The sequence below is a fragment of the Streptomyces sp. NPDC029044 genome, from assembly GCF_040637495.1.
Classification (GTDB): domain Bacteria; phylum Actinomycetota; class Actinomycetes; order Streptomycetales; family Streptomycetaceae; genus Streptomyces.
In genome coordinates this window covers 65,752-84,177 of the sequence record NZ_JBEZWN010000034.1, presented here as the reverse complement: position 1 = coordinate 84,177, position 18,426 = coordinate 65,752, and the positions used below count along the sequence as shown (strand labels likewise).

Genomic DNA, 18,426 nt, shown 5'->3' with positions numbered 1-18,426 from the left:
GGGGACCGCAAGGGGCCGCAGACACCCTTCCTCCGATGGATCACCGAAGCCGCCCCCACCCCCCCCCCCCCCCACACCCCCACCACCCCCCCCCCACCCGGCCCCCGGCGCCCCCGCCCCCCCCCCCGCCTCCCCCCCCCCCCCTCCGGCCCCGCCCCCGTACGGGCCCGGGGCCGGCCGGCACCGCCCCCGCGCCCCACCCGGTCCGCGCGGCGACGGTCGCGTTTCACCGCCCTCGCGCGACCAAGTGCCCTGTGTACGGACGGCGTTCACAAGAAGGGCACAGCCGGGCTAACGTTCACGCATGACCCCGCCCAGCGTGCTGAACCTCAGCGCGTACCTGATGTACGCGACGGGAAAGGCCGCCCGCCGCACCCTGTCGGAGAAGCTCACCGCCCGAGGGCTGCGGTTGTGGCATCTGACCGTCCTGACCCTGGTCTCCGACCTCGGTCCGCAGCCCAAGGGCGTGCTGGCCGCACGGCTGGACATGAACGCCAGCGACCTCGCGAAGATCGTGAAGGACCTGGCCGACGCGGGTCAGGTCACGTGCGTCCGCAGCCTCACCGACCGCCGCCGTGTCGACGTCCGCATCACTGCGGAGGGCAGGCTCGCCCTCGACCACCTCAGCGCCGACATCGCCTCCGCGGACGACGACCTCCTCATGCCGCTGAGCGAGGCCGAACGGGAGCAACTCGCCTCCCTGCTACGGCGCGTGCACGCCCACCACGAGGACACGAGCCCCGCGGCCGGGCCAGGGCCGGTGGCTCAGGCCCGCCAGCCGTAGCGCCGTTCGGGCCGGCCGGCGGCGCCGTAGCGCAGGGACACTTCCGCGCTTCCCGTGGCGTGGAAGTACTCCAGGTAGCGGCGGGCGCTGACCCGGGACACGCCGGTGAGGGCGGCGCACTCGCTCGCGGACAGGGTGCCGTCCGCAGCGCGCAGGGCCCGCTCGACGAGCCCTGCGGTCTCCACGCTCATGCCCTTGGGCAAGGTGGCCGCCGGGGCGGGGGCGAAGGCACCGGCCAGGACCCGGTCCACGTCCGCCTGGCCCCGGACCACGGTCGTGAGCAGCCGGCCCCGCTGGGCGGCGTAGCGCTCCAGGCGCAGGCGCAGATCCTCGAAGTCGAAGGGCTTGAGGAGGTAGTCGACCACACCGCGCCGGACCGCGCCGCGTACGGTGTCGGCCTCCGTCGCCGCGCTGATGACCATGACGTCGCAGTCGTGGCCGGCGGTACGCAGCCGGGGGATGACGTCGAGTCCGAAGAGGTCGGGCAGGTACAGGTCGAGCAGGATGAGATCGGGGCGCAGTTCGTCGGCCGCCTCGATGGCCTGCTCCCCCGTGTGGGCAGTACCGACGACGCGGAACGGCTCGACGCGCTCCACGAACGCGCGGTGGACCCTGGCCACCATGAAGTCGTCGTCGACCACGAGGACGTCGATCGCGCCCGCCTTGTCGCTCGCCGTGGTCATCGGGCCGCTCCTTCCGCCACCGTGCCGGTGAGGTGGCTGACGGTCATGCGCGCGGTGAACACGGCCCCCTCGGGGGTGTTGGCCACCGAGATCTCTCCCCCGTGCCGTTCGCAGACCAGCTTGGTCAGGGCCAGTCCGATGCCGCGCTCGCCCTCCTGCGCGGCCTTGGTGGTGAAGCCGTGGGAGAAGACCTCGCGGGCGAGTTCGGGAGCCACGCCCGGCCCGGAGTCCCGGACCGCGATCTCCACGCTGGAGGCGTCCTGCCGCAGCGCCACCTCCACCCAGGCGTCCTCCCGCGCTGCCGCGGCGGCGTCCACGGCGTTGTCCACCAGGTTGCCCACCACGGTCGCCACATCGGCGGCGTCCTCGGGGGCGAGGCGCTCCAGCGCGGTGTCGTCCGAGATCCGCAGGCTGACCTTCCGTTCCGCCGCCAGGGACGCCTTCGCCATCAGCAGCGCGGCCACGGCGGTGTCCCGGACCCGGCGGCTGAGGGTGACGTCCAGGGACTGGCGGTGCCGGCTCAACGCGCGGATGTAGCTGACGACTTCGTCCTGCTCGCCGATCTGGATCAGTCCGGAGATGGTGTGCAGCTGGTTGGCGAACTCGTGCGCCTGCGCGCGCAGCAGCTCCGAGGAGCTGCGGAAGGAGCCGATCTCCCGCTCCAGCCGGGCCAGTTCGGTGCGGTCGCGCAGGGTGGTGACCGAGCCGAGGGACCGGCCGTCCTTGGTGACGGTCATCCGGTTCATCACCAGGACCCGGCCGTGGCGGACGACGACCTCGTCCCGCTCGCCGGCGGCGGTGCCGGACAGTACGTCGCGCAGCCTCCCCTCGATGCCGAGGCCCGTGAGGCTCTGCCCGACGCAGTCCTCGGGCAGGTCGAGCAGGCGGCGGCCCATGTCGTTGACGAGGGTGAGCCGGTGCTGCGGGTCCAGGGCGATGACGCCCTCGGCGATCCCGTACAGCATCGCCTCCCGGTGCTCGGCGAGCCCGGCGATCTCACCGGGCTCCAGCCCGAGGGTCTGCCGCTTCACCCGTCGCGCCAGCAGCCAGGAGCCGGCCACCCCGAGCCCGCTGGCGATGCCCAGGTAGGCGAGCAGGTAGGAGGAGGCGCCGCTGAGCCGCTGCCACACCGTCGGATCGGCCTCGCCGATCATCACCGTGCCGAGGATCCGGCCCAGGTTCTCCTCGGTCGCTCCGAGGACGGGCACCTGGGCCGCCAGCTCGCGGTTGCCGTCCAGGGTCAGCTGCCCGGACCAGCCGCGCCCCTGCCCGGTGCCCGGGCCGAGCCGCATGCGCTCGCCGACGACCGTGGGATTCGTGGAGCTGACGATCCGCCCGGCCCCGTCGGCCACCGTCACCGACGTCACTCCCGACTGCGCCTGCGTGGCGAGCACCAGCGGGGCGAGGGCCTCCCCCGGGGCAGGACGCACCAGCTGGCTGCGTACCAGGGGGTTGGCGGCCAGCTGCTCGGCGAGCGCGCTCACCCGGCGTCCCTCGACGCGGTTGAAGGTGGCCTGGGACTGGGCGAGGGAGACCGCGGCGACGGCCAGCAGCACCACCACGACGATGGCGAGCTGGAGCACCAGCATCTCGCCCGCGAGCGAGTGGCGACGGAAGGTGGCGACCACGACGATCTCAATCTCCGATGCCGCCGCGAGGGGGCGGCTCATGTGCCGAGCCGCACCATCATGACGCCCACCAGCCGAAATCGAAAGGGAGCCGTCGCTACCCGGTGGGCTTGGGCCCGATGCCCCGCAGCTCCCTGATCGTGCCGCCGAGCTTCGCGCGGAAGGACTCCAGCAGCGCGGGCTGGGCGCTGACCACCCAGCGTGTGCCGACGAGGTACTTCCCCCCGTAGACGCGCGCACTCTCCAGCCAGGTCTCCTTGAGCTTCTCCTCGGGGAAGGTGGTGATGAGGTAGTCGGCCTTCTTGGTGCGGCACAGCCCCTGGCGCAGTTCGTCGGCGTCGATGCGGATCTTCGCCTTGCAGCCGGTCAGCCCGGCGATCACCTCCACCTTGGCCGGGGCGACGACCCCGGCGGCGGGAGCGGCCGTCACACTCGGCGCCGCCTTGCCGCCGCCGGCGTCCCGGTCGCCGCCGCAGGCTGTGACGAGGGGAAGCACGACCAGGACACCGGCCGCCGCGAGGGCGCCCGGGCGGGGGACGCGGGACGGGCTGCGGCGGGTGGATCGTGCGGGCGGTTGCTGCTGGGACACGTCGCCTCTCCGGGTGCGGGCTGTCTGCGGGAGTACCGGACAGGAGTACGCACCGGTCCGGGCGGGTGTTCACGCCGCCGGGGCCTCCTTGACGGCGGCGCCCCGCGTTCCGCCGGCCGGTCCGGCGAACTGGGTGCGGTACAGCTCCGCGTAGCGCTGTCCCGCCGCCAGGAGTTCCTCGTGCGTGCCCCGTTCCACGATCCGGCCGGCCTCGACGACGAGGATCTGGTCCGCCGCGCGGACGGTGGACAGGCGGTGGGCGATCACGACGGCCGTGCGGCCTTCGAGGGCTTCGGTGAGCGCTTCCTGGACGGCCGCCTCGGAGGTGTTGTCGAGGTGCGCGGTGGCCTCGTCGAGGATGACGACGCGCTGTCGGGCCAGCAGCAGCCGGGCGATGGTCATGCGCTGGCGTTCGCCGCCGGAGAGGCGGTAGCCGCGTTCGCCGACCACGGTGTCGAGGCCGTCGGGCAATGACCGCACCAGGTCGTCGAGACGGGCCCGGCGCAGCGCGTCCCACAGGTCGACCTCCGTGGCCTCCGGGCGGGCGAGCAGGAGGTTGGCGCGGACGGTGTCGTGGAAGAGGTGGCCGTCCTGGGTGACCATGCCGAGGGTCTGCCGCAGCGACCGTGCCGTGAGGTCGCGTACGTCGACGCCGCCGATGCGCACGGCCCCGCCGTCGGTGTCGTACAGGCGCGGCATCAGCTGGGCGATGGTCGACTTGCCCGCTCCGGAGGAGCCGACGAGCGCCACGGTCTGGCCGGGTTCGGCGCGGAAGGACAGACCGTGCAGGACCTCGTCACCGCCCCGCCCGTCCAGGGACGCGACCTCCTCCAGGGAGGCCAGGGAGACCTTGTCGGCGGCGGGGTAGCCGAAGCGGACCCGGTCGAACTCGACCGCCACGGGCCCGTCGGGCACCGGGCGCGCGTCCGGCTTCTCCTCGATGAGCGGCTTGAGGTCGAGCACCTCGAAGACCCGCTCGAAGCTGACCAGCGCGCTCATCACCTCGACGCGTGCTCCCGCGAGCGCCGTCAGCGGCGCGTAGAGCCGGGTCAGGAGCAGCGCGAGTGAGACGACCGCGCCCGGTTCCAGGGCGCCGCGCAGGGCGAACCACCCGCCGAGGCCGTAGACCAGGGCCAGGGCGAGGGCCGAGACGAGGGTGAGGGCGGTGATGAAGGCCGCCTGGGCGGTCGCGGTGCGGATCCCGATGTCCGCGACCCGGCGGGCCCGCTCGGCGAACTCCTCCGACTCCTCCTCCGGCCGCCCGAAGAGCTTGACCAGCGTGGCCCCGGGGGCGGAGAACCGCTCGGTCATGCGGGTGCCCATCGCCGCGTTCAGCGTCGCCGCCTCGCGCTGCATCCGGGCCATCCGGCTGCCCATGCGCCGGGCCGGGATCACGAACACGGGCAGCAGCACCAGCGCCAGCAGGGTGATCTGCCAGGACAGCGTGAGCATCACCGCGAGTGTGAGCAGCAGGGTGACGAGGTTGCTGACCACTCCGGAGAGGGTGTTGCTGAACGCGCGCTGGGCTCCGATGACGTCGTTGTTGAGCCGGGAGACCAGGGCGCCCGTACGAGTGCGTGTGAAGAACGCGACCGGCATGCGCTGCACATGGTCGAAGACGGCGGTCCGCAGGTCGAGGATGAGATGCTCCCCGAGCGTCGCCGACAGCCTGCGGCCGAGGACGCCCAGCGCCGCCTCGGCCACCGCGATCAGCGCGATGAGCAGGGCGAGACGTACGACGGTGCCCTCGTCGCCGTGCGAGACGATCGTGTCCACGACCGACCCGGCCAGTACGGGGGTCGCCACGGCCAGCAGGGCGGTGCCCACCCCGAGCAGGACGAAGAGGGCGATGCGGCGCCGGTGCGGGCGGGCGAAGGCTCCGATGCGGCGCAGGGTCGCCAGGGCGAAGGGGCGGCGCTCCCGTTCGGCGTTCATGACGCTGTGCAGCTGTGTCCACGCTGTGGTCTCCATACTCATGGCAGCGACCGTAGGACCTCAAGCAATCTTGAGGTCAAGGAGCTCGCGCTCGGGCCCCGACATCCCGCACAATCAGCCCGATCCCCCTCTTCCCCGTCCCCTCCGCGCAAAGGCCCCGATGACGCTCCCCACACAGCCGCTTCCCGCGCGCAATCCCCAGTCCCCGCTCCCGCAACCCGCAGTTGGCCCGTCCTGGACAGGCTCTTCGGATGTGACAGCGGTACAACTCCCCGACCTCAGCCCGGGACGGCTCCCCCGTCGCGTCCCGGTGCGCCGCCTGCGGCAGATCCTGTGCCTGCTCCCGCTCCTGCTGGTCACCGTGGTCGCGGTGCAGCACCGGTCGGTGCTGGCCGCGGGTTTCGCGCATCTGCGCACCGCCGAGTGGCACTGGCTGCTGGCCGCGGCCGGAGCGACCTGTCTGACCTGGGTCGCCGCCTCCTGCACCCGGCAGGGCGCGGTGGTCGAACGGCTGCCCCGGCGGCGGCTGCTGGCCACGCAGTTCGCGGCGGGAGCAGCCAACCACCTGCTGCCGACCGGTCTCGGCGCGAGCGCGGTCAACCTGCGGTTCATGACGGTGTGCGGGCTGCCGCTCGCCCGTTCCTCGGCCGCACTCGGCCTGTACCTGCTGGCCGAGAGCATCGGCCGGGTGGCGTTGCTGGGTGCCCTGCTCATCGCGTTCCCCGACGCGCTGCGGCTCGGCACGCTGGTGCCGGAGACGGCGTTCGGCCCCCTGCTGGCCGGCGTCGCGGTGGTGCTCGTGATCGCCGCCGCCGTCCTCATCCTCGTCCGAAAGTTGCGCTCGGCGCTGGTGTCCTTCCTGAGGACGGCTCTCGGCGAGGCCCGTTCGGTGCACGCCCTGCCGGCCCGGGCGATGGCGCTGTGGGGCGGATCGTTCGCGTTCCCGGCGCTACAGGCGTCCGTGCTGGTGCTGACGGGGCAGGCGCTGGGGCTGGACATCCCGCCCGCGCACATGGCGGTGGCCTACCTGGCGGCGACGGTCGCCGTCGCGCTGGTGCCCACGCCGGGCGGGATCGGCTCGGTGGAGGCGGCCCTGGTCGTGGCGCTGGTGGCGGCGGGCGGCCCGGCCGCGGTGGCCACCGCCGTGGTCCTGGCCTTCCGGGTCATCACCGTCTGGCTGCCGCTGGTGCCGGGCGCGCTGACGCTGGCGGCGCTGGTGCGGCTGAAGGTGATCTGACCGGGGCGGAACCGAACGTGACGGTGCGTCATGTGCAGTAACTCACCCTCCCCGCACCCCCGTCTCCGGTACGGAACCCCGTGCGGGATACGGCAGGATGAACGATCGTGCCGACCGCGGGTCAGGGTGGTCGGGCACCTTCGAGTATCCCGGAGAACGAGCAGGTGACGACGTGACGCGATTTCACATCCGGCCGTTGACGACGGCGTTGGCCGTGGTTTCCCGCCCGGGAGGTGACCGGTGAACCGGGACCTCACCGTGGACGATCTGCTGTTCGGCGGCATCGCCCTCGCCTCGGGTCTGCTGGCGGCCTTCGCGTTGCGGATCCTGCTGCGCTGGCTGGGCGGGCACGCCGACCGGACCCGCTGGAGCGGGGACGACGTCATCGTGCACGCGCTGCGGGCCGTGGTGCCCTGGGCGGCGGTCGTGGGCGGCGTGGCGGGCGCGGCGGCCGTGCTGCCGCTGACCCGCACCGTGCAGCACACCACCAACCAGGTGCTCACCGTGCTGCTCATCTTCGTGGCGACGGTGTCGGTGGCCCGGGTGGTGACCGGACTGGTGCGCACGGTCACCCAGTCCCGTTCCGGGGTCGCCGGATCGGCCACGATCTTCGTCAACATCACCCGGATCCTGGTCCTGGCGATCGGCTTCCTGGTGGTGCTCCAGACGCTGGGCATCTCCATAGCCCCGCTGCTCACCGCCCTGGGTGTCGGTGGTCTGGCGGTGGCGCTGGCGCTCCAGGACACCCTCGCCAACCTCTTCGCGGGCATCCACATCCTCGCTTCCAAGACCGTCCAGCCCGGTGACTACATCAAGCTCAGCAGCGGCGAGGAAGGCTACGTCGAGGACATCAACTGGCGGCAGACGACGATCCGCAACCTGTCCAACAACCTCATCGTGCTCCCCAACGGCCAGCTCGCGCAGGCGAACATGACCAACTTCATGCGCCCCGAGGAGCAGCTGACCATCCTGGTCCAGGTCGGGGTTGCCTACGACAGCGATCTGGAGCACGTGGAGCGGGTGACGAACGAGGTCATCGCCGAGACGATGAACGAGGTCGAGGGCGCGGTGCCGGACCACGAGCCGATCATCCGTTTCCACACCTTCGGCGACTCCCGGATCGGCTTCACCGTCATCCTGGGCGTCGGCGAGTTCAGCGACCAGTACCGGATCAAGCACGAGTTCATCAAGCGCCTGCACAAGCGCTACCGCGCGGAGGGCATCCGCATCCCCGCCCCGGCCCGGACGGTGGCGTTGCAGCAGGCTTCGGTCGGTATCCCGCAGCAGCGGACCGGCGAGATCGAACCGGGCGGGCTGAGCCCCGCCCGGTTCGACTGAGGCGCTCCGGCCCCTACAGCGTCGCGGAGTTCTCGTGGTGGTGGCTGTCCCTCCGGTCGCGCGGCGCCGAGAGGGACGCCTTCGCCGGCGTCACGGTCCAGTCCGGGTGTCCGGGCATCCGGGGCGTCTTCGTGCCGTACAGCCAGTCCCGCAGGAAGCCCGTCAGGTCCTGTCCGGAAACCTCCGAGGCGACGGCGATGAAGTCCTCCGTGGAGGCCGAGGAGTCGCGGTAGCGCTCCAGGAACGTGCGCTCCAGGGCCGTGAAGGCCGCCTCGCCGACCTGCTGGCGCAGGGCGTACAGCACGAGCACGCCGCCCAGGTAGCGCTGGCTGTCGAACAGGTTGGCCGCGTTGGGTGCGGCGACCGGCCCGGAGGTCTGGCGCCACTGGTCGCCGAGGGCGTAGGTGTCCTTCATCCGGGCTTCCATGGTGGTCATGCCCTTGGAGTCGGGCCAGCCGCGCTCGTAGCGGTACAGCAGGCCGTAGAAGTCGGCGTGGCCCTCGTTCAGCCACAGGTCGGCCCAGGTGGCGGGGCTGACGCTGTTGCCGAAGTAGGAGTGGACCAGCTCGTGCATCATGTGCGAGCCGATCTTGCTCTCCTCCTGGAGGAGGTAGTTCGGCTTGTAGATCGTGAGGGTCTGGGTCTCCAGGCCCGTGAAGTCGAAGGCGTCCGGCGCGTCGTTGTTGCAGGGCAGCAGGCCGTACGTCTCGAAGGGGTACGCGCCGAGCCGCTGCTCGACCCACGACACCAGCGCCGGCGTGAGCGCCAGGGCCGGCTCCAGGGCGGCGGCCCGGGCGACGGGGACGACGTCCCGCAGCGGCAGACCGTGCGGGCCCTGCCGGTCCTTGATCACATAGTCGCCGACGGTGATCTGCACCACCTCGGTGGCGATCGGCGAGCGGGAGCGGTACGTGTACGCGGTCCGGTCGCCGGACAGCTGCTCGGTGCGCACCAGCCGGCCGCTGGCGACGCCCCGCAGGCCGGCGGGCACGGTGAGGCGGAACGTGAAGTCGGCCTTGTCGGAGGGGTGGTCGTTGCAGGGGAAGACGGTGTGCGCCAGGTCCGGCTGGCAGCACACCGCGAATCCGTCCGGGGTGGCCACCCAGCCGCCGGCGGGCGGCGGGGTCCGGCGCGGGTCGGCGCCGTAGGCCACGCACACGCTGACCCTGGCCTTCGCCGGGAGCTGACGGGCAGGGGTGATCCGCAGCTTCTCGGCCACCTGCTCGAAGGCGGCCGTGCGGCCGTTGATCCGGACGGAGCGTATGTCCAGGCCGCGCGCGTCCAGGGAGAAGCGGCTCAGGGCCTGGGTGGTGCGGATGGTCAGGGTCGCGGTGGCCTCGACGAGCTTGGTCGTGGCGTCGTACGCGAAGTCGAGGTGGTACGCCGAGACGCGGTATCCGTCATTGCCGAGGGCGGGGTAGACGGGGTCGCCGAGGGTCTCGGCCCCCGGGGAGGCGCCGGTCCGGCCGGCCGCCTGGGCCGGGACCCCCGTGGTCAGTGCCGCCGCCGTGCCGAGAAGGGCAACCGCCGGGGCCGTCACTCTGGTGCGATATCTCATGGTCCGCTTTCGCTCGGACGGCCGGGTGGTCAGGTCCGGCCGTGGCTTGGAGTGAGTGATCTCTCTCCCAGACACGGGAACGGGGCGATCGGTTGCACGAAACTGGTCGCGGACCCCTGTCGAGCCGCGGTCGCTCACGAGATATCTTGATGTCGAGCAATGTTGCAGACGTGGAGCGGAGCACCCGGTGACTGACTCGACCATCATCTATACGCACACTGACGAGGCCCCCGCACTGGCGACGTATTCCTTCCTGCCGGTGGTCCGGGCGTACGCCTCGCAGGCCGGTGTCGCCGTGGAGACCCGCGACATCTCGCTGGCCGGGCGCATCATCGCCGTGTTCCCGGAGTACCTGAGCGAGGACCAGCGCATCCCGGACGCCCTCGCGGAGCTCGGTGAGCTGGCCAAGACGCCCGCCGCCAACATCATCAAGCTGCCGAACATCTCGGCGTCCATCCCGCAGCTCAAGGCCGCCGTCGCCGAGCTCCAGGGCCAGGGCTACGCGCTGCCGGACTACCCGGACGACCCGAAGACCGACGAGGAGCGCGAGATCCGCGCCCGCTACGACAAGGTCAAGGGCTCCGCGGTGAACCCGGTCCTGCGTGAGGGCAACTCCGACCGGCGCGCCCCCGCCTCGGTCAAGAACTACGCCAAGTCCCACCCGCACCGCATGGGCGCCTGGACCCCCGAGTCCAAGACCAACGTGGCGACCATGGGCCAGAACGACTTCCGCTCCACCGAGAAGTCCGTCGTGATCGCCGAGGACGGCGCGCTGCGCATCGAGCTCGTCGGCGACGACGGCACCACCACGGTGCTGCGCGAGTCGGTACCCGTGCTGGCCGGCGAGGTCGTCGACGCCTCGGTGATGCGCGTCGCCGCGCTGCGCGAGTTCCTGACCGCCCAGGTCGCCAAGGCCAAGGCCGAGGGCGTGCTGTTCTCGGTGCACCTGAAGGCGACGATGATGAAGGTCTCCGACCCGATCGTCTTCGGCCACGTGGTGCGCGCCTTCTTCCCGAAGACGTTCGCGCAGTTCGGCGACAAGCTCGCCGCGGCCGGCCTCACCCCGAACGACGGCCTGGGCGGCATCTGGAAGGGCCTCGACGCCCTGCCGGAGGGCGCCGAGATCAAGGCCTCCTTCGACGCCGAGCTCGCCGAGGGCCCGGAGCTGGCGATGGTCGACTCCGACAAGGGCATCACGAACCTGCACGTCCCCTCGGACGTCATCATCGACGCCTCCATGCCGGCCATGATCCGCACCTCCGGCCACATGTGGGGACCGGACGGGCAGGAGCACGACGCCCTCGCGGTCATCCCGGACTCCTCCTACGCGGGCGTCTACCAGGCCGTGATCGAGGACTGCCGGGCCAACGGCGCCTTCGACCCGTCCACCATGGGCACGGTGCCGAACGTCGGCCTCATGGCGCAGAAGGCCGAGGAGTACGGCAGCCACGACAAGACGTTCGAGATCGCCACCACGGGCACCGTCCGCCTGGTCGACGGCAACGGCACCGCGCTCATCGAGCAGGCCGTCTCCGCCGGTGACATCTTCCGCGCGTGCCAGACCAAGGACGCGCCGATCAAGGACTGGGTGAAGCTGGCCGTGACCCGCGCCCGCGCCACCGGCGACCCGGCGGTGTTCTGGCTGGACGAGACCCGCGCGCACGACGCCAACCTGATCGCGAAGGTCAACACCTACCTCGCCGAGCACGACACCGAGGGCCTGGACATCCGGATCCTCAACCCGGTCGAGGCGACGAAGCTGTCGGTGGAGCGCATCCGCCGGGGCGAGAACACGATCTCGGTCACCGGCAACGTCCTGCGCGACTACCTGACCGACCTGTTCCCGATCCTGGAGCTGGGCACCAGCGCCAAGATGCTGTCGGTCGTCCCGCTGATGGCGGGCGGCGGCCTGTTCGAGACGGGTGCGGGCGGCTCGGCGCCGAAGCACGTGCAGCAGCTGGTCAAGGAGAACTACCTGCGCTGGGACTCCCTGGGTGAGTTCTTCGCCCTGGTGCCGTCCTTCGAGCAGCTCGCGAAGGTGGCGGGCAACAGCCGCGCCCAGGTCCTGGCCGACACCCTCGACCGCGCCACGGCGACCTTCCTCAACGAGGACAAGTCCCCGACCCGGCGCGTCGGCGGCATCGACAACCGCGGCAGCCACTTCTACCTGTCCCTGTACTGGGCGCAGGAGCTGGCCGGGCAGAGCGACGACGCGGACCTGGCGAAGGCCTTCGCCCCCCTCGCCGAGACGCTCGCCGCGAACGAGCAGCGCATCGTCGACGAGCTGATCGGCGCCCAGGGCAAGCCCGTCGACATCGGCGGCTACTACCAGCCCGACCCGGCGAAGGCCGCGGAGGCCATGCGCCCGTCCACCACGTGGAACGAGGCTCTGGCGTCGCTGAGCTGACGCCCCGGGCCGCATCGGCCCGCTGACTCCGCCCCGGCCGGCACAGCGCCCGGCCGGGGCGGAGCCGTGTGCGCCCCTCCTCCGGCCCTCACCACTCCCGCGTGGCGATCAGCTCCTCCACGTCCGCGTCCGGGAAGCCGTACGCACGCGCGACGAAGCCGAAGTCCTCGGCTGTCTCCTCCCGGGCCACCGTCTCGATCTCACTGCCCGCCGCCTCGAACGCGGCCTCCAGGTCGTTGAACTCCTCCGTGGCCGCCTGCGTGAGCGCGTAGAGCGCGGCGAGGCCGGCGGGGCGCTCCCGTTCGATGCGCGCGCACAGGGCGAGCAGGATCGCGCGGCCGCGGTCCACGACGTGGTCCGGGTAGTGGTCGTCCGCGTAGAGCCCCCGGAGGAACGGATGGGTGCTCACCCGCTCGTTGCTGATCGGCATGCGTCCTCGGCCTCGTGGTCTCGGCGATGTGGCACCTTGATCCTGCCGGACACCACTGACAACGCCCCCGGAGCCGCCCCGTGACCGATGCGCCGTCCTTCGAGCTGCTGCCGGGAGCGGCGGCGTCCCCGGTGATCCTCCATGTGCCGCACTCCGCGCGGGAGATACCGGCCGCCGTGCGGGCGGGGATCGTGCTGGACGACGCGGAACTGGCACGGGAGCTGGACCACATCACCGACGCGCACACCGCGGAGATCGCCGAGGCGGCGGCCGGGCCCGCCGGCATCACACCGTGGCGGTTCGTCAATCGGCTGTCGCGGCTGGTCGTCGATCCGGAGCGGTTTCCGGACGAGCGGGAGGAGATGCTGGCCGTCGGGATGGGAGCCGTCTACACGCGGACCACGCACGGCGGGGTGCTGCGGCCCGACGACGTCGACGTCACGCCCCTCGTCGAGCGGTACTTCGAGCCGTACGCCCGGGCGATGGCGCGGGCCGTTGCGGACCGGCTGGAGGCAACCGGGCGGGCCGTGATCATCGACGTGCACTCCTACCCGAGCCGGAGGCTGCCGTACGAACTGCACGGGGAGGGGCCGCGCCCGCCGGTCTGCCTCGGCACCGATCCCTTCCACACGCCTCCCGCGCTGCTCGACGCGGCCCGGGAGGCGTTCGGGGAGACACAGCTCGACACGCCGTTCGGCGGGACCTACGTCCCGTTGGAGTTCTACGGGAAGCGGCCCGAGGTGAGCGCGCTCATGGTGGAGATCCGCCGGGACACCTACATGACCGAGCCGGGCGGTCGCCCCGGCCCCGGTGTGCAGCGTCTTGCCTCCGCGCTGGCCGGCCTCGTCGACGCCGTGTCCAGCTGAACGGGTCCGGAGCGGGCGTCCCCTGGACGAACAGGTCCTGGACTCCCGACGCGCTGCTCCCCAGGCTCCGCCGACCGCTCATCCCGGTACCTGATCCGGCTGATGAACCGTCAGCCGGCGTTCCGGCGTCCCTTCCGGATCACAAGCACCTCCCCCACGAGCGTGAGGAGCAACAGCACGAAGCAGCATCCAGAACCGAGCAGCCCGGCCGCGACCACGTAGAGCGAACCCGGGTCCGTGCACGCCCAGCTGGACGAGCAGTCGACGGTCCGCGGGTCCGCCGGTGGCCCCATCGCGTGCCAGCCGATGACGACGCAGAGCACGGAGACGACGGTCGCGGCGGACAGCAGGAACCACCGGACCCGTCGGGCTCCCCACCACGACAGGATCCATCCCGCGACGATCACCGCCGGCAGGACGAACACGTATCCGGGGACTACGTCCACTGTGAATCGCTCCGCGACATCGAGGTCAGGCCGGTCTGCCGCTGGGTGAAGTGGTCGCCCATGTCGATCAACCCTACGGTCGGGTGTTTGACGGACGGCAGGTCACCGGAAGGCTTCCGGGTCTTCACCTCCAGCCCGAGGTCGAGCCGGTCGCCGGCCTTGGGCTTCACGCGCGTGGTCCAGCGGGTCTCGAACAGCGACGCGGTCCGGGTGTCCGAGAGGAGCCGCACCCCCGCGTCGTGCGCCTTGCCGTTGAGCCGTGCGCCGACGATCCTGACGTCGGAGACCACCTGGGGATCCAGCGCGACGGAGAAGGACACGGCCACGGGGGCAGTGCCCGGTCCGACGCTGCTCAGCGTGATCCGCGCCGGGTAGTAGTACCACCGTTTGCCGTTCGCCCACTCGTAACGGTTCCACACGCCGCTGACCTCCAGGCCCCACGGCGTGGCGACTGTGCCGAAGGCGTGCGGACGCCCGGGCTTCAGGCTCCGCCGGTCGGTCGGCCGCACGTTCTTGTGGTGCACGGCCGCGGTGGCACCGGCGGGCCCGGCGACCAGGTCGTACGGGTAGAGCACGGGGAACGCGGTCCCCACGACGACCACCGGGTCGCTGCCGGCCGGGAGGGCCTCGGTCAAGGTGACCGTGCATGCGGTGACCGACGTCTTGGGGTCGGTCGTGATGGTGCTCGTGGCGCGCAGCCGGCGGTCGCCCACCGTGGCGACGGCCGCGGGCAGCGGGGAGTACAGCCGGGGGTCGTAGCTGATGGCCACCTGGGTCCCGGCCGGCAGATCCGTGCCCGCGTGCCTGACCTGCACGGCCAGCTGTCTGGGGAACGCGGCCGGCTGGACGCCGACACCCGGCAGGACCGCGACCGGGCTCGCGCCGACCGGGACCAGCTCCACGCCGGCGCCGGCAGCGGCGTCGGCCCACGCCGGGCCCGGACCGGCGAGGGTGACCGCGCCGACGCCCAGCGTCAGACCTCCGAGAACCAGGACCTGCCGACGGCTGACCTTCGGGTCGAACATGTCACTTCCTCGATTCGTCACGAGCAGTACTGGATGACGGCGTCTTTGAAGGCGTTCGCCACACCGGACAGGGCGGCGTCGGACATGGACCCGGGAGTCGGGCAGGACACCGATTTGGTCGTCTTGACCCAGAAGGCGTCCCGGATGGCGGCCATCTCCGGGTCGGCGGCGTCACTGGTCATGGCGCTCATGGCGGCGGCCGCCACCGTCGCGGGCGAGCTGCCGAAACGGATCGAGTAGAACGAAGCCCGCCGGGCCACGGCCGCGGTGGACGACGCGTAGCCGGCCTTGAACCCCGTCGACAGGGGCTGACTGGAGCCCTGCCTGACGGGATGGCCCAGCACATAGGCGTCCGCGTCGGCGAGGAGGTCGTCGAGCGAGAAGTACGTGTTGTCGCCCTTGCCGCCGATCTGACCCGCCGCGTAGGTGTACGCCTGGTCGTCGGAGAGCCCGCTCAGGTAGAACTGCGCCAGCACGCTGACGAGATCGCCGCCCCAGCTCCCGAAGTCCGTCAGGTTGGACGACGTGAGGTCGCCCGGGATCCCGTTGGTGATGACGGCGCCGCAGGACGCGCCGAAGTGGTCCACGTCGGAGTCCCACAGCAGGTCGGGGTCGCGCAGCGGGCCCGCGTACGGCTCGTCGGGATAGCTGTTCACGAAGTCGATGAAGCCCTGGTCCAGCTCGCCGAAGACCGTGTCGGAACCGGTGAACACGTACTGCGACGTGCGGGCCCGGAGGTACTGCGCGACCAACTCCTGCGCGGACCGCCCGGTGTGCCCCTGGTCGATCCACTGGCCGGCCCTGGCCTCCACCCAGATCAGGTACGTGTAGAAGGCGTCGTTGGGATCGCGCGGCCGGGTAACGCTGTCGATGCCCGGATCCATGCCGGAGGCGATGTCGTTGTCGATCTCCACCGCGCCGCTGGTGCCGGCGGCCAGCGTGAAGTCCTTGATCTGGTCGAAGGCCCAGTTGTCGGGGAGCGGATAGCCGAGGTTGCCGCTGTAGCCGGTCGACATGCCGCTGACGAAGCTTCTGGTGGTGAGGCCCTCGGCTGCGAGGCGGATGCAGGTGTTGCGGCACCCGTACACACCGATCGCGTACTGGCTGCCCATCGCGGCCATGCCGTTGTTGACGCCCTGGAAGTGCGGGATGATCGCGCTGGTGATGTCATCGTCGGTCGCGTCGAAATCGACCGAGAAATAGATGACGGTGCCGTACGGGATACCGAAGGAGGTCGCCGCTTCGGCCGCACCGTTTCCGGCTGCGACACCTTGCGGGTAACTGAAGTCGATGAGCGCGTTTCCCTCGTCCTGATAGATGGGGAAGAGGGAGAGGCCGTTGTCGAAGATGAGCGCGATCTCGGAGTTCGTCAGAACCTTGTTCGTGCCGCCTATGAGGTAGCGGCCGACCGTCGTGTACCCGTTGCTCTTCACCGTCTGGATCGTCGTCGTGTTCAGCGGGTACATGCAGTCGAAGGCGGTGCCCTTGCGGTCCGGGTCCCCCGTCGAGACCAGCAGGGACATCCAGGTCTCGTAATCGGCGGCGCCGGTGGCGTCGAGCGAACAGAACTTCTGGAAAGCCGTCACCGTGGCCGCAAGATCGGAGGTGAACGTCCCGCCGCCGTCGCCCCAGTGGTTGTCGTAGTTGTTGAACGCGACCGCACACTGGAACAACCGGACCCATCCGGCGTCCCCCGAGTCCTGCGAGCCGCTGGACACGTATGCGGTCGTCTTGAGCGCGCCTTCGGTGGTCGGGCCGAGCGAACCTGTGACCTGGCTGTCCGTCAGGCCCATCTGGTACTGGATCGCCAGGACCAGGGCCTGCTGGACATTGCGGGAAAAGTGGCCGTCGCACGGTCCGATGAAGAACTGGCCCTTCCCGTAGTAGGCGTCGTTGAGCCAGCGCTGGCAGGTCTGGATCAGGCTGGAGCCGCCGGACGTGAGGACGTACGCGTCCATGGTCAGCAGCGCCTTGAAGACCTTCGGCTCCACGTCGTAGATCTGGGAGCCGGGCACCTCCGGACCGGGCAGGCCCATGTCCGCGACCAGCGCGGTCAGGCCGGCGCCGGTGGATACGTTGAAGCCGCCGTCGATGTCGCCGCCGCTGTAGCCCTTGCAGTAGAGGGCTGCCTCCGCGATGGTCCGCATGTTGATGTTGCCGGAGTCACGCCCGACCGGGCCGTAGGCCTTCAGATCGGCCCATGTCGTCGGCCCGAAGTTGTCGGACAGGGTGGCGATGCCGAGCTCGTGCTGGAGAGCCCGCGTGAGGCAGTAGATCGTCTCCCAGCCCGTCATTCCGTTCTCTGCGCACGGGTTGTACCCGGATACGCCCGCATATGTGGCATTGACCCATTGCTGTGCTTTGAGAACCATCTGATCCATAGGGTGGTCCTTCTCCATGCCGGTGAGCCGATGCGCATGAAGATGGCAGGCCGCCCCATCGCCACCCCATCGCCGGGCCATCTCCGGGGGCGCCTGGATTTACCGACTTTGCCAGAAGGGGGCGAATGTCAAGAGAGCCCCAAAGAGTCCCCAAGAAAGGCACCATCGGGCACAAAAGAGAATCCTGTGCCGCATATACTTTCAAAGGCGCGGGCGTGGGACTTTTCGGCATTCGGCGCGCCTTTCACCCCGTCCCCTGTCGAAAGGATGGCCGATGCCCGACTTCGGGATTCTCGGGCAGCCCCGTGCCGAGCCTCTCCGGTCCAGTATCGGCGTGAACCGCAGGCGCGAGTGGGTCATTCTTTCCGCCCTGATGACGCGACCGAACGCGTTCGTCTCCACGCATACGCTCATCGACGCACTGTGGGACGACGATCCCCCGCGGACGGCACGCGAGCAGGTGATGAACTGCCTCGGTTCCATTCGGCGCGCGATCGCGTCCTCGTGCACCGAGGAGGTGTCCCTCGACCGGGTCCGGGACGGATACGTGTTCGGCATCGACGTCGACCGGATCGACCACGTCGTGTTCTCCCGGCTCTGCGCCGAGGCGGAGTCGGCGAAGGCACGCGGCCGGACGGAGGCGAGCCTCGGACTGTACGAACGCGCGCTGGCGTTGTGGCGCGGCGGCGTCTACGACGGGCTCGACGTGCCGAGCTTCGCGTCCTACGCGGCGGCACTGGAGGAGCAGCGGACGATCGCGGCCGAGGAGTACTTCGCCCTGTCGATCGCGGCCGGCAACGGCAGCGGAGTGATCCCGCGTCTGCTCCGGCATGTCGGGGAGCATCCGCTCCGGGAGCGCGGAGTCGCCCTTCTGATGTCGGCGCTGCACGACGAGGGGCGCACCCACGACGCGCACGCGGTGTACGCGTGTCTGGTCCGCCGGCTCGGCGAGGGACTCGCGGTCGGCCCGGGCCGCGAGGTCCGCCGAACCCTGGACGCGATCCTCGACGGCGCGAGTCCGGCTCCCGGGACCGGGGTCGACACGCTCTGGGACACCGGGATGGGCGCGCGGTCCTGAGCCGGCGGCGCGAGGGTGCTTTCCGGTGTGGAGCCGCAAGA

Annotated in this window: 15 protein-coding genes; 6 read left to right on the top strand and 9 right to left on the bottom strand. The window is 71.0% G+C overall.

Going from position 1 to position 18,426, the window contains the following annotated elements; translation table 11 throughout:
- Positions 1–304 precede the first annotated feature (304 nt).
- Positions 305–784 (top strand): MarR family winged helix-turn-helix transcriptional regulator, encoded by a 480-nt coding sequence (locus AB0E85_RS25000; protein ID WP_361931125.1) that lies wholly within the window; start codon positions 305–307, stop codon positions 782–784.
- Here AB0E85_RS25000 and AB0E85_RS24995 read toward each other — a convergent pair.
- From AB0E85_RS24995 to AB0E85_RS24980, 4 genes are all read right to left on the bottom strand, one after another.
- Positions 766–1,467 (bottom strand): response regulator, encoded by a 702-nt coding sequence (locus tag AB0E85_RS24995; RefSeq protein ID WP_361931122.1) that lies wholly within the window; start codon positions 1,465–1,467, stop codon positions 766–768. The genes AB0E85_RS25000 and AB0E85_RS24995 overlap by 19 nt on opposite strands.
- Complete coding sequence (locus AB0E85_RS24990; RefSeq protein ID WP_361931142.1) at positions 1,464–3,095, bottom strand: ATP-binding protein; 1,632 nt, start codon at positions 3,093–3,095, stop codon at positions 1,464–1,466. The genes AB0E85_RS24995 and AB0E85_RS24990 overlap by 4 nt, the downstream gene beginning before the upstream one ends.
- A gap of 97 nt (positions 3,096–3,192) precedes the next feature.
- Positions 3,193–3,684: a hypothetical protein gene (locus AB0E85_RS24985; protein ID WP_361931119.1), complete on the bottom strand. Its 492-nt coding sequence runs from the start codon at positions 3,682–3,684 to the stop codon at positions 3,193–3,195.
- A 69-nt stretch (positions 3,685–3,753) separates the two neighbouring features.
- Positions 3,754–5,655, bottom strand: coding sequence for an ABC transporter ATP-binding protein (locus tag AB0E85_RS24980; RefSeq protein WP_361931139.1), 1,902 nt, complete (start codon positions 5,653–5,655; stop codon positions 3,754–3,756).
- 301 nt (positions 5,656–5,956) lie between these two features.
- Between AB0E85_RS24980 and AB0E85_RS24975 the strand changes: the two genes are divergently transcribed.
- Both AB0E85_RS24975 and AB0E85_RS24970 read left to right on the top strand, forming a co-directional pair.
- Positions 5,957–6,856, top strand: coding sequence for a lysylphosphatidylglycerol synthase transmembrane domain-containing protein (locus AB0E85_RS24975; RefSeq protein WP_361931136.1), 900 nt, complete (start codon positions 5,957–5,959; stop codon positions 6,854–6,856).
- Between the two features lie 240 nt (positions 6,857–7,096).
- The gene (locus tag AB0E85_RS24970) at positions 7,097–8,194 is read left to right on the top strand and encodes a mechanosensitive ion channel family protein (RefSeq protein ID WP_361931116.1); all 1,098 of its coding nucleotides are present in this window, start codon (positions 7,097–7,099) and stop codon (positions 8,192–8,194) included.
- Positions 8,195–8,207: 13 nt separating this feature from the next.
- Here AB0E85_RS24970 and AB0E85_RS24965 read toward each other — a convergent pair whose 3' ends face one another.
- Positions 8,208–9,752, bottom strand: coding sequence for a M1 family metallopeptidase (locus AB0E85_RS24965; RefSeq protein WP_361931114.1), 1,545 nt, complete (start codon positions 9,750–9,752; stop codon positions 8,208–8,210).
- Between the two features lie 187 nt (positions 9,753–9,939).
- Here AB0E85_RS24965 and AB0E85_RS24960 point away from each other — a divergent pair, with 187 nt between their 5' ends.
- Entirely contained in the window at positions 9,940–12,159 is a 2,220-nt protein-coding gene (locus AB0E85_RS24960) for an NADP-dependent isocitrate dehydrogenase (RefSeq protein WP_361931111.1), read from the top strand.
- Between the two features lie 88 nt (positions 12,160–12,247).
- On the opposite strand, the gene AB0E85_RS24955 is transcribed toward AB0E85_RS24960, so the two are convergent.
- The gene (locus tag AB0E85_RS24955) at positions 12,248–12,589 is read right to left on the bottom strand and encodes a DUF5713 family protein (RefSeq protein WP_361931109.1); all 342 of its coding nucleotides are present in this window, start codon (positions 12,587–12,589) and stop codon (positions 12,248–12,250) included.
- An 80-nt stretch (positions 12,590–12,669) separates the two neighbouring features.
- On the opposite strand from AB0E85_RS24955, the gene AB0E85_RS24950 reads away from it, so the two are divergent.
- The gene (locus AB0E85_RS24950) at positions 12,670–13,455 is read left to right on the top strand and encodes an N-formylglutamate amidohydrolase (RefSeq protein WP_361931106.1); all 786 of its coding nucleotides are present in this window, start codon (positions 12,670–12,672) and stop codon (positions 13,453–13,455) included.
- A gap of 110 nt (positions 13,456–13,565) precedes the next feature.
- On the opposite strand, the gene AB0E85_RS24945 is transcribed toward AB0E85_RS24950, so the two are convergent.
- The 3 genes from AB0E85_RS24945 to AB0E85_RS24935 are packed head-to-tail and all read right to left on the bottom strand — an operon-like array spanning position 13,566 to position 17,220.
- Positions 13,566–13,901, bottom strand: coding sequence for a hypothetical protein (locus tag AB0E85_RS24945; RefSeq protein ID WP_361931103.1), 336 nt, complete (start codon positions 13,899–13,901; stop codon positions 13,566–13,568).
- Entirely contained in the window at positions 13,892–14,926 is a 1,035-nt protein-coding gene (locus AB0E85_RS24940; protein ID WP_361931100.1) for a hypothetical protein, read from the bottom strand. Before AB0E85_RS24940 ends, AB0E85_RS24945 begins: the two co-directional genes overlap by 10 nt.
- A gap of 17 nt (positions 14,927–14,943) precedes the next feature.
- Complete coding sequence (locus AB0E85_RS24935; RefSeq protein ID WP_361931097.1) at positions 14,944–17,220, bottom strand: glycoside hydrolase domain-containing protein; 2,277 nt, start codon at positions 17,218–17,220, stop codon at positions 14,944–14,946.
- Positions 17,221–17,581: 361 nt separating this feature from the next.
- Here AB0E85_RS24935 and AB0E85_RS24930 point away from each other — a divergent pair, with 361 nt between their 5' ends.
- Positions 17,582–18,385, top strand: coding sequence for an AfsR/SARP family transcriptional regulator (locus AB0E85_RS24930; protein WP_361931094.1), 804 nt, complete (start codon positions 17,582–17,584; stop codon positions 18,383–18,385).
- Positions 18,386–18,426 lie beyond the last annotated feature (41 nt).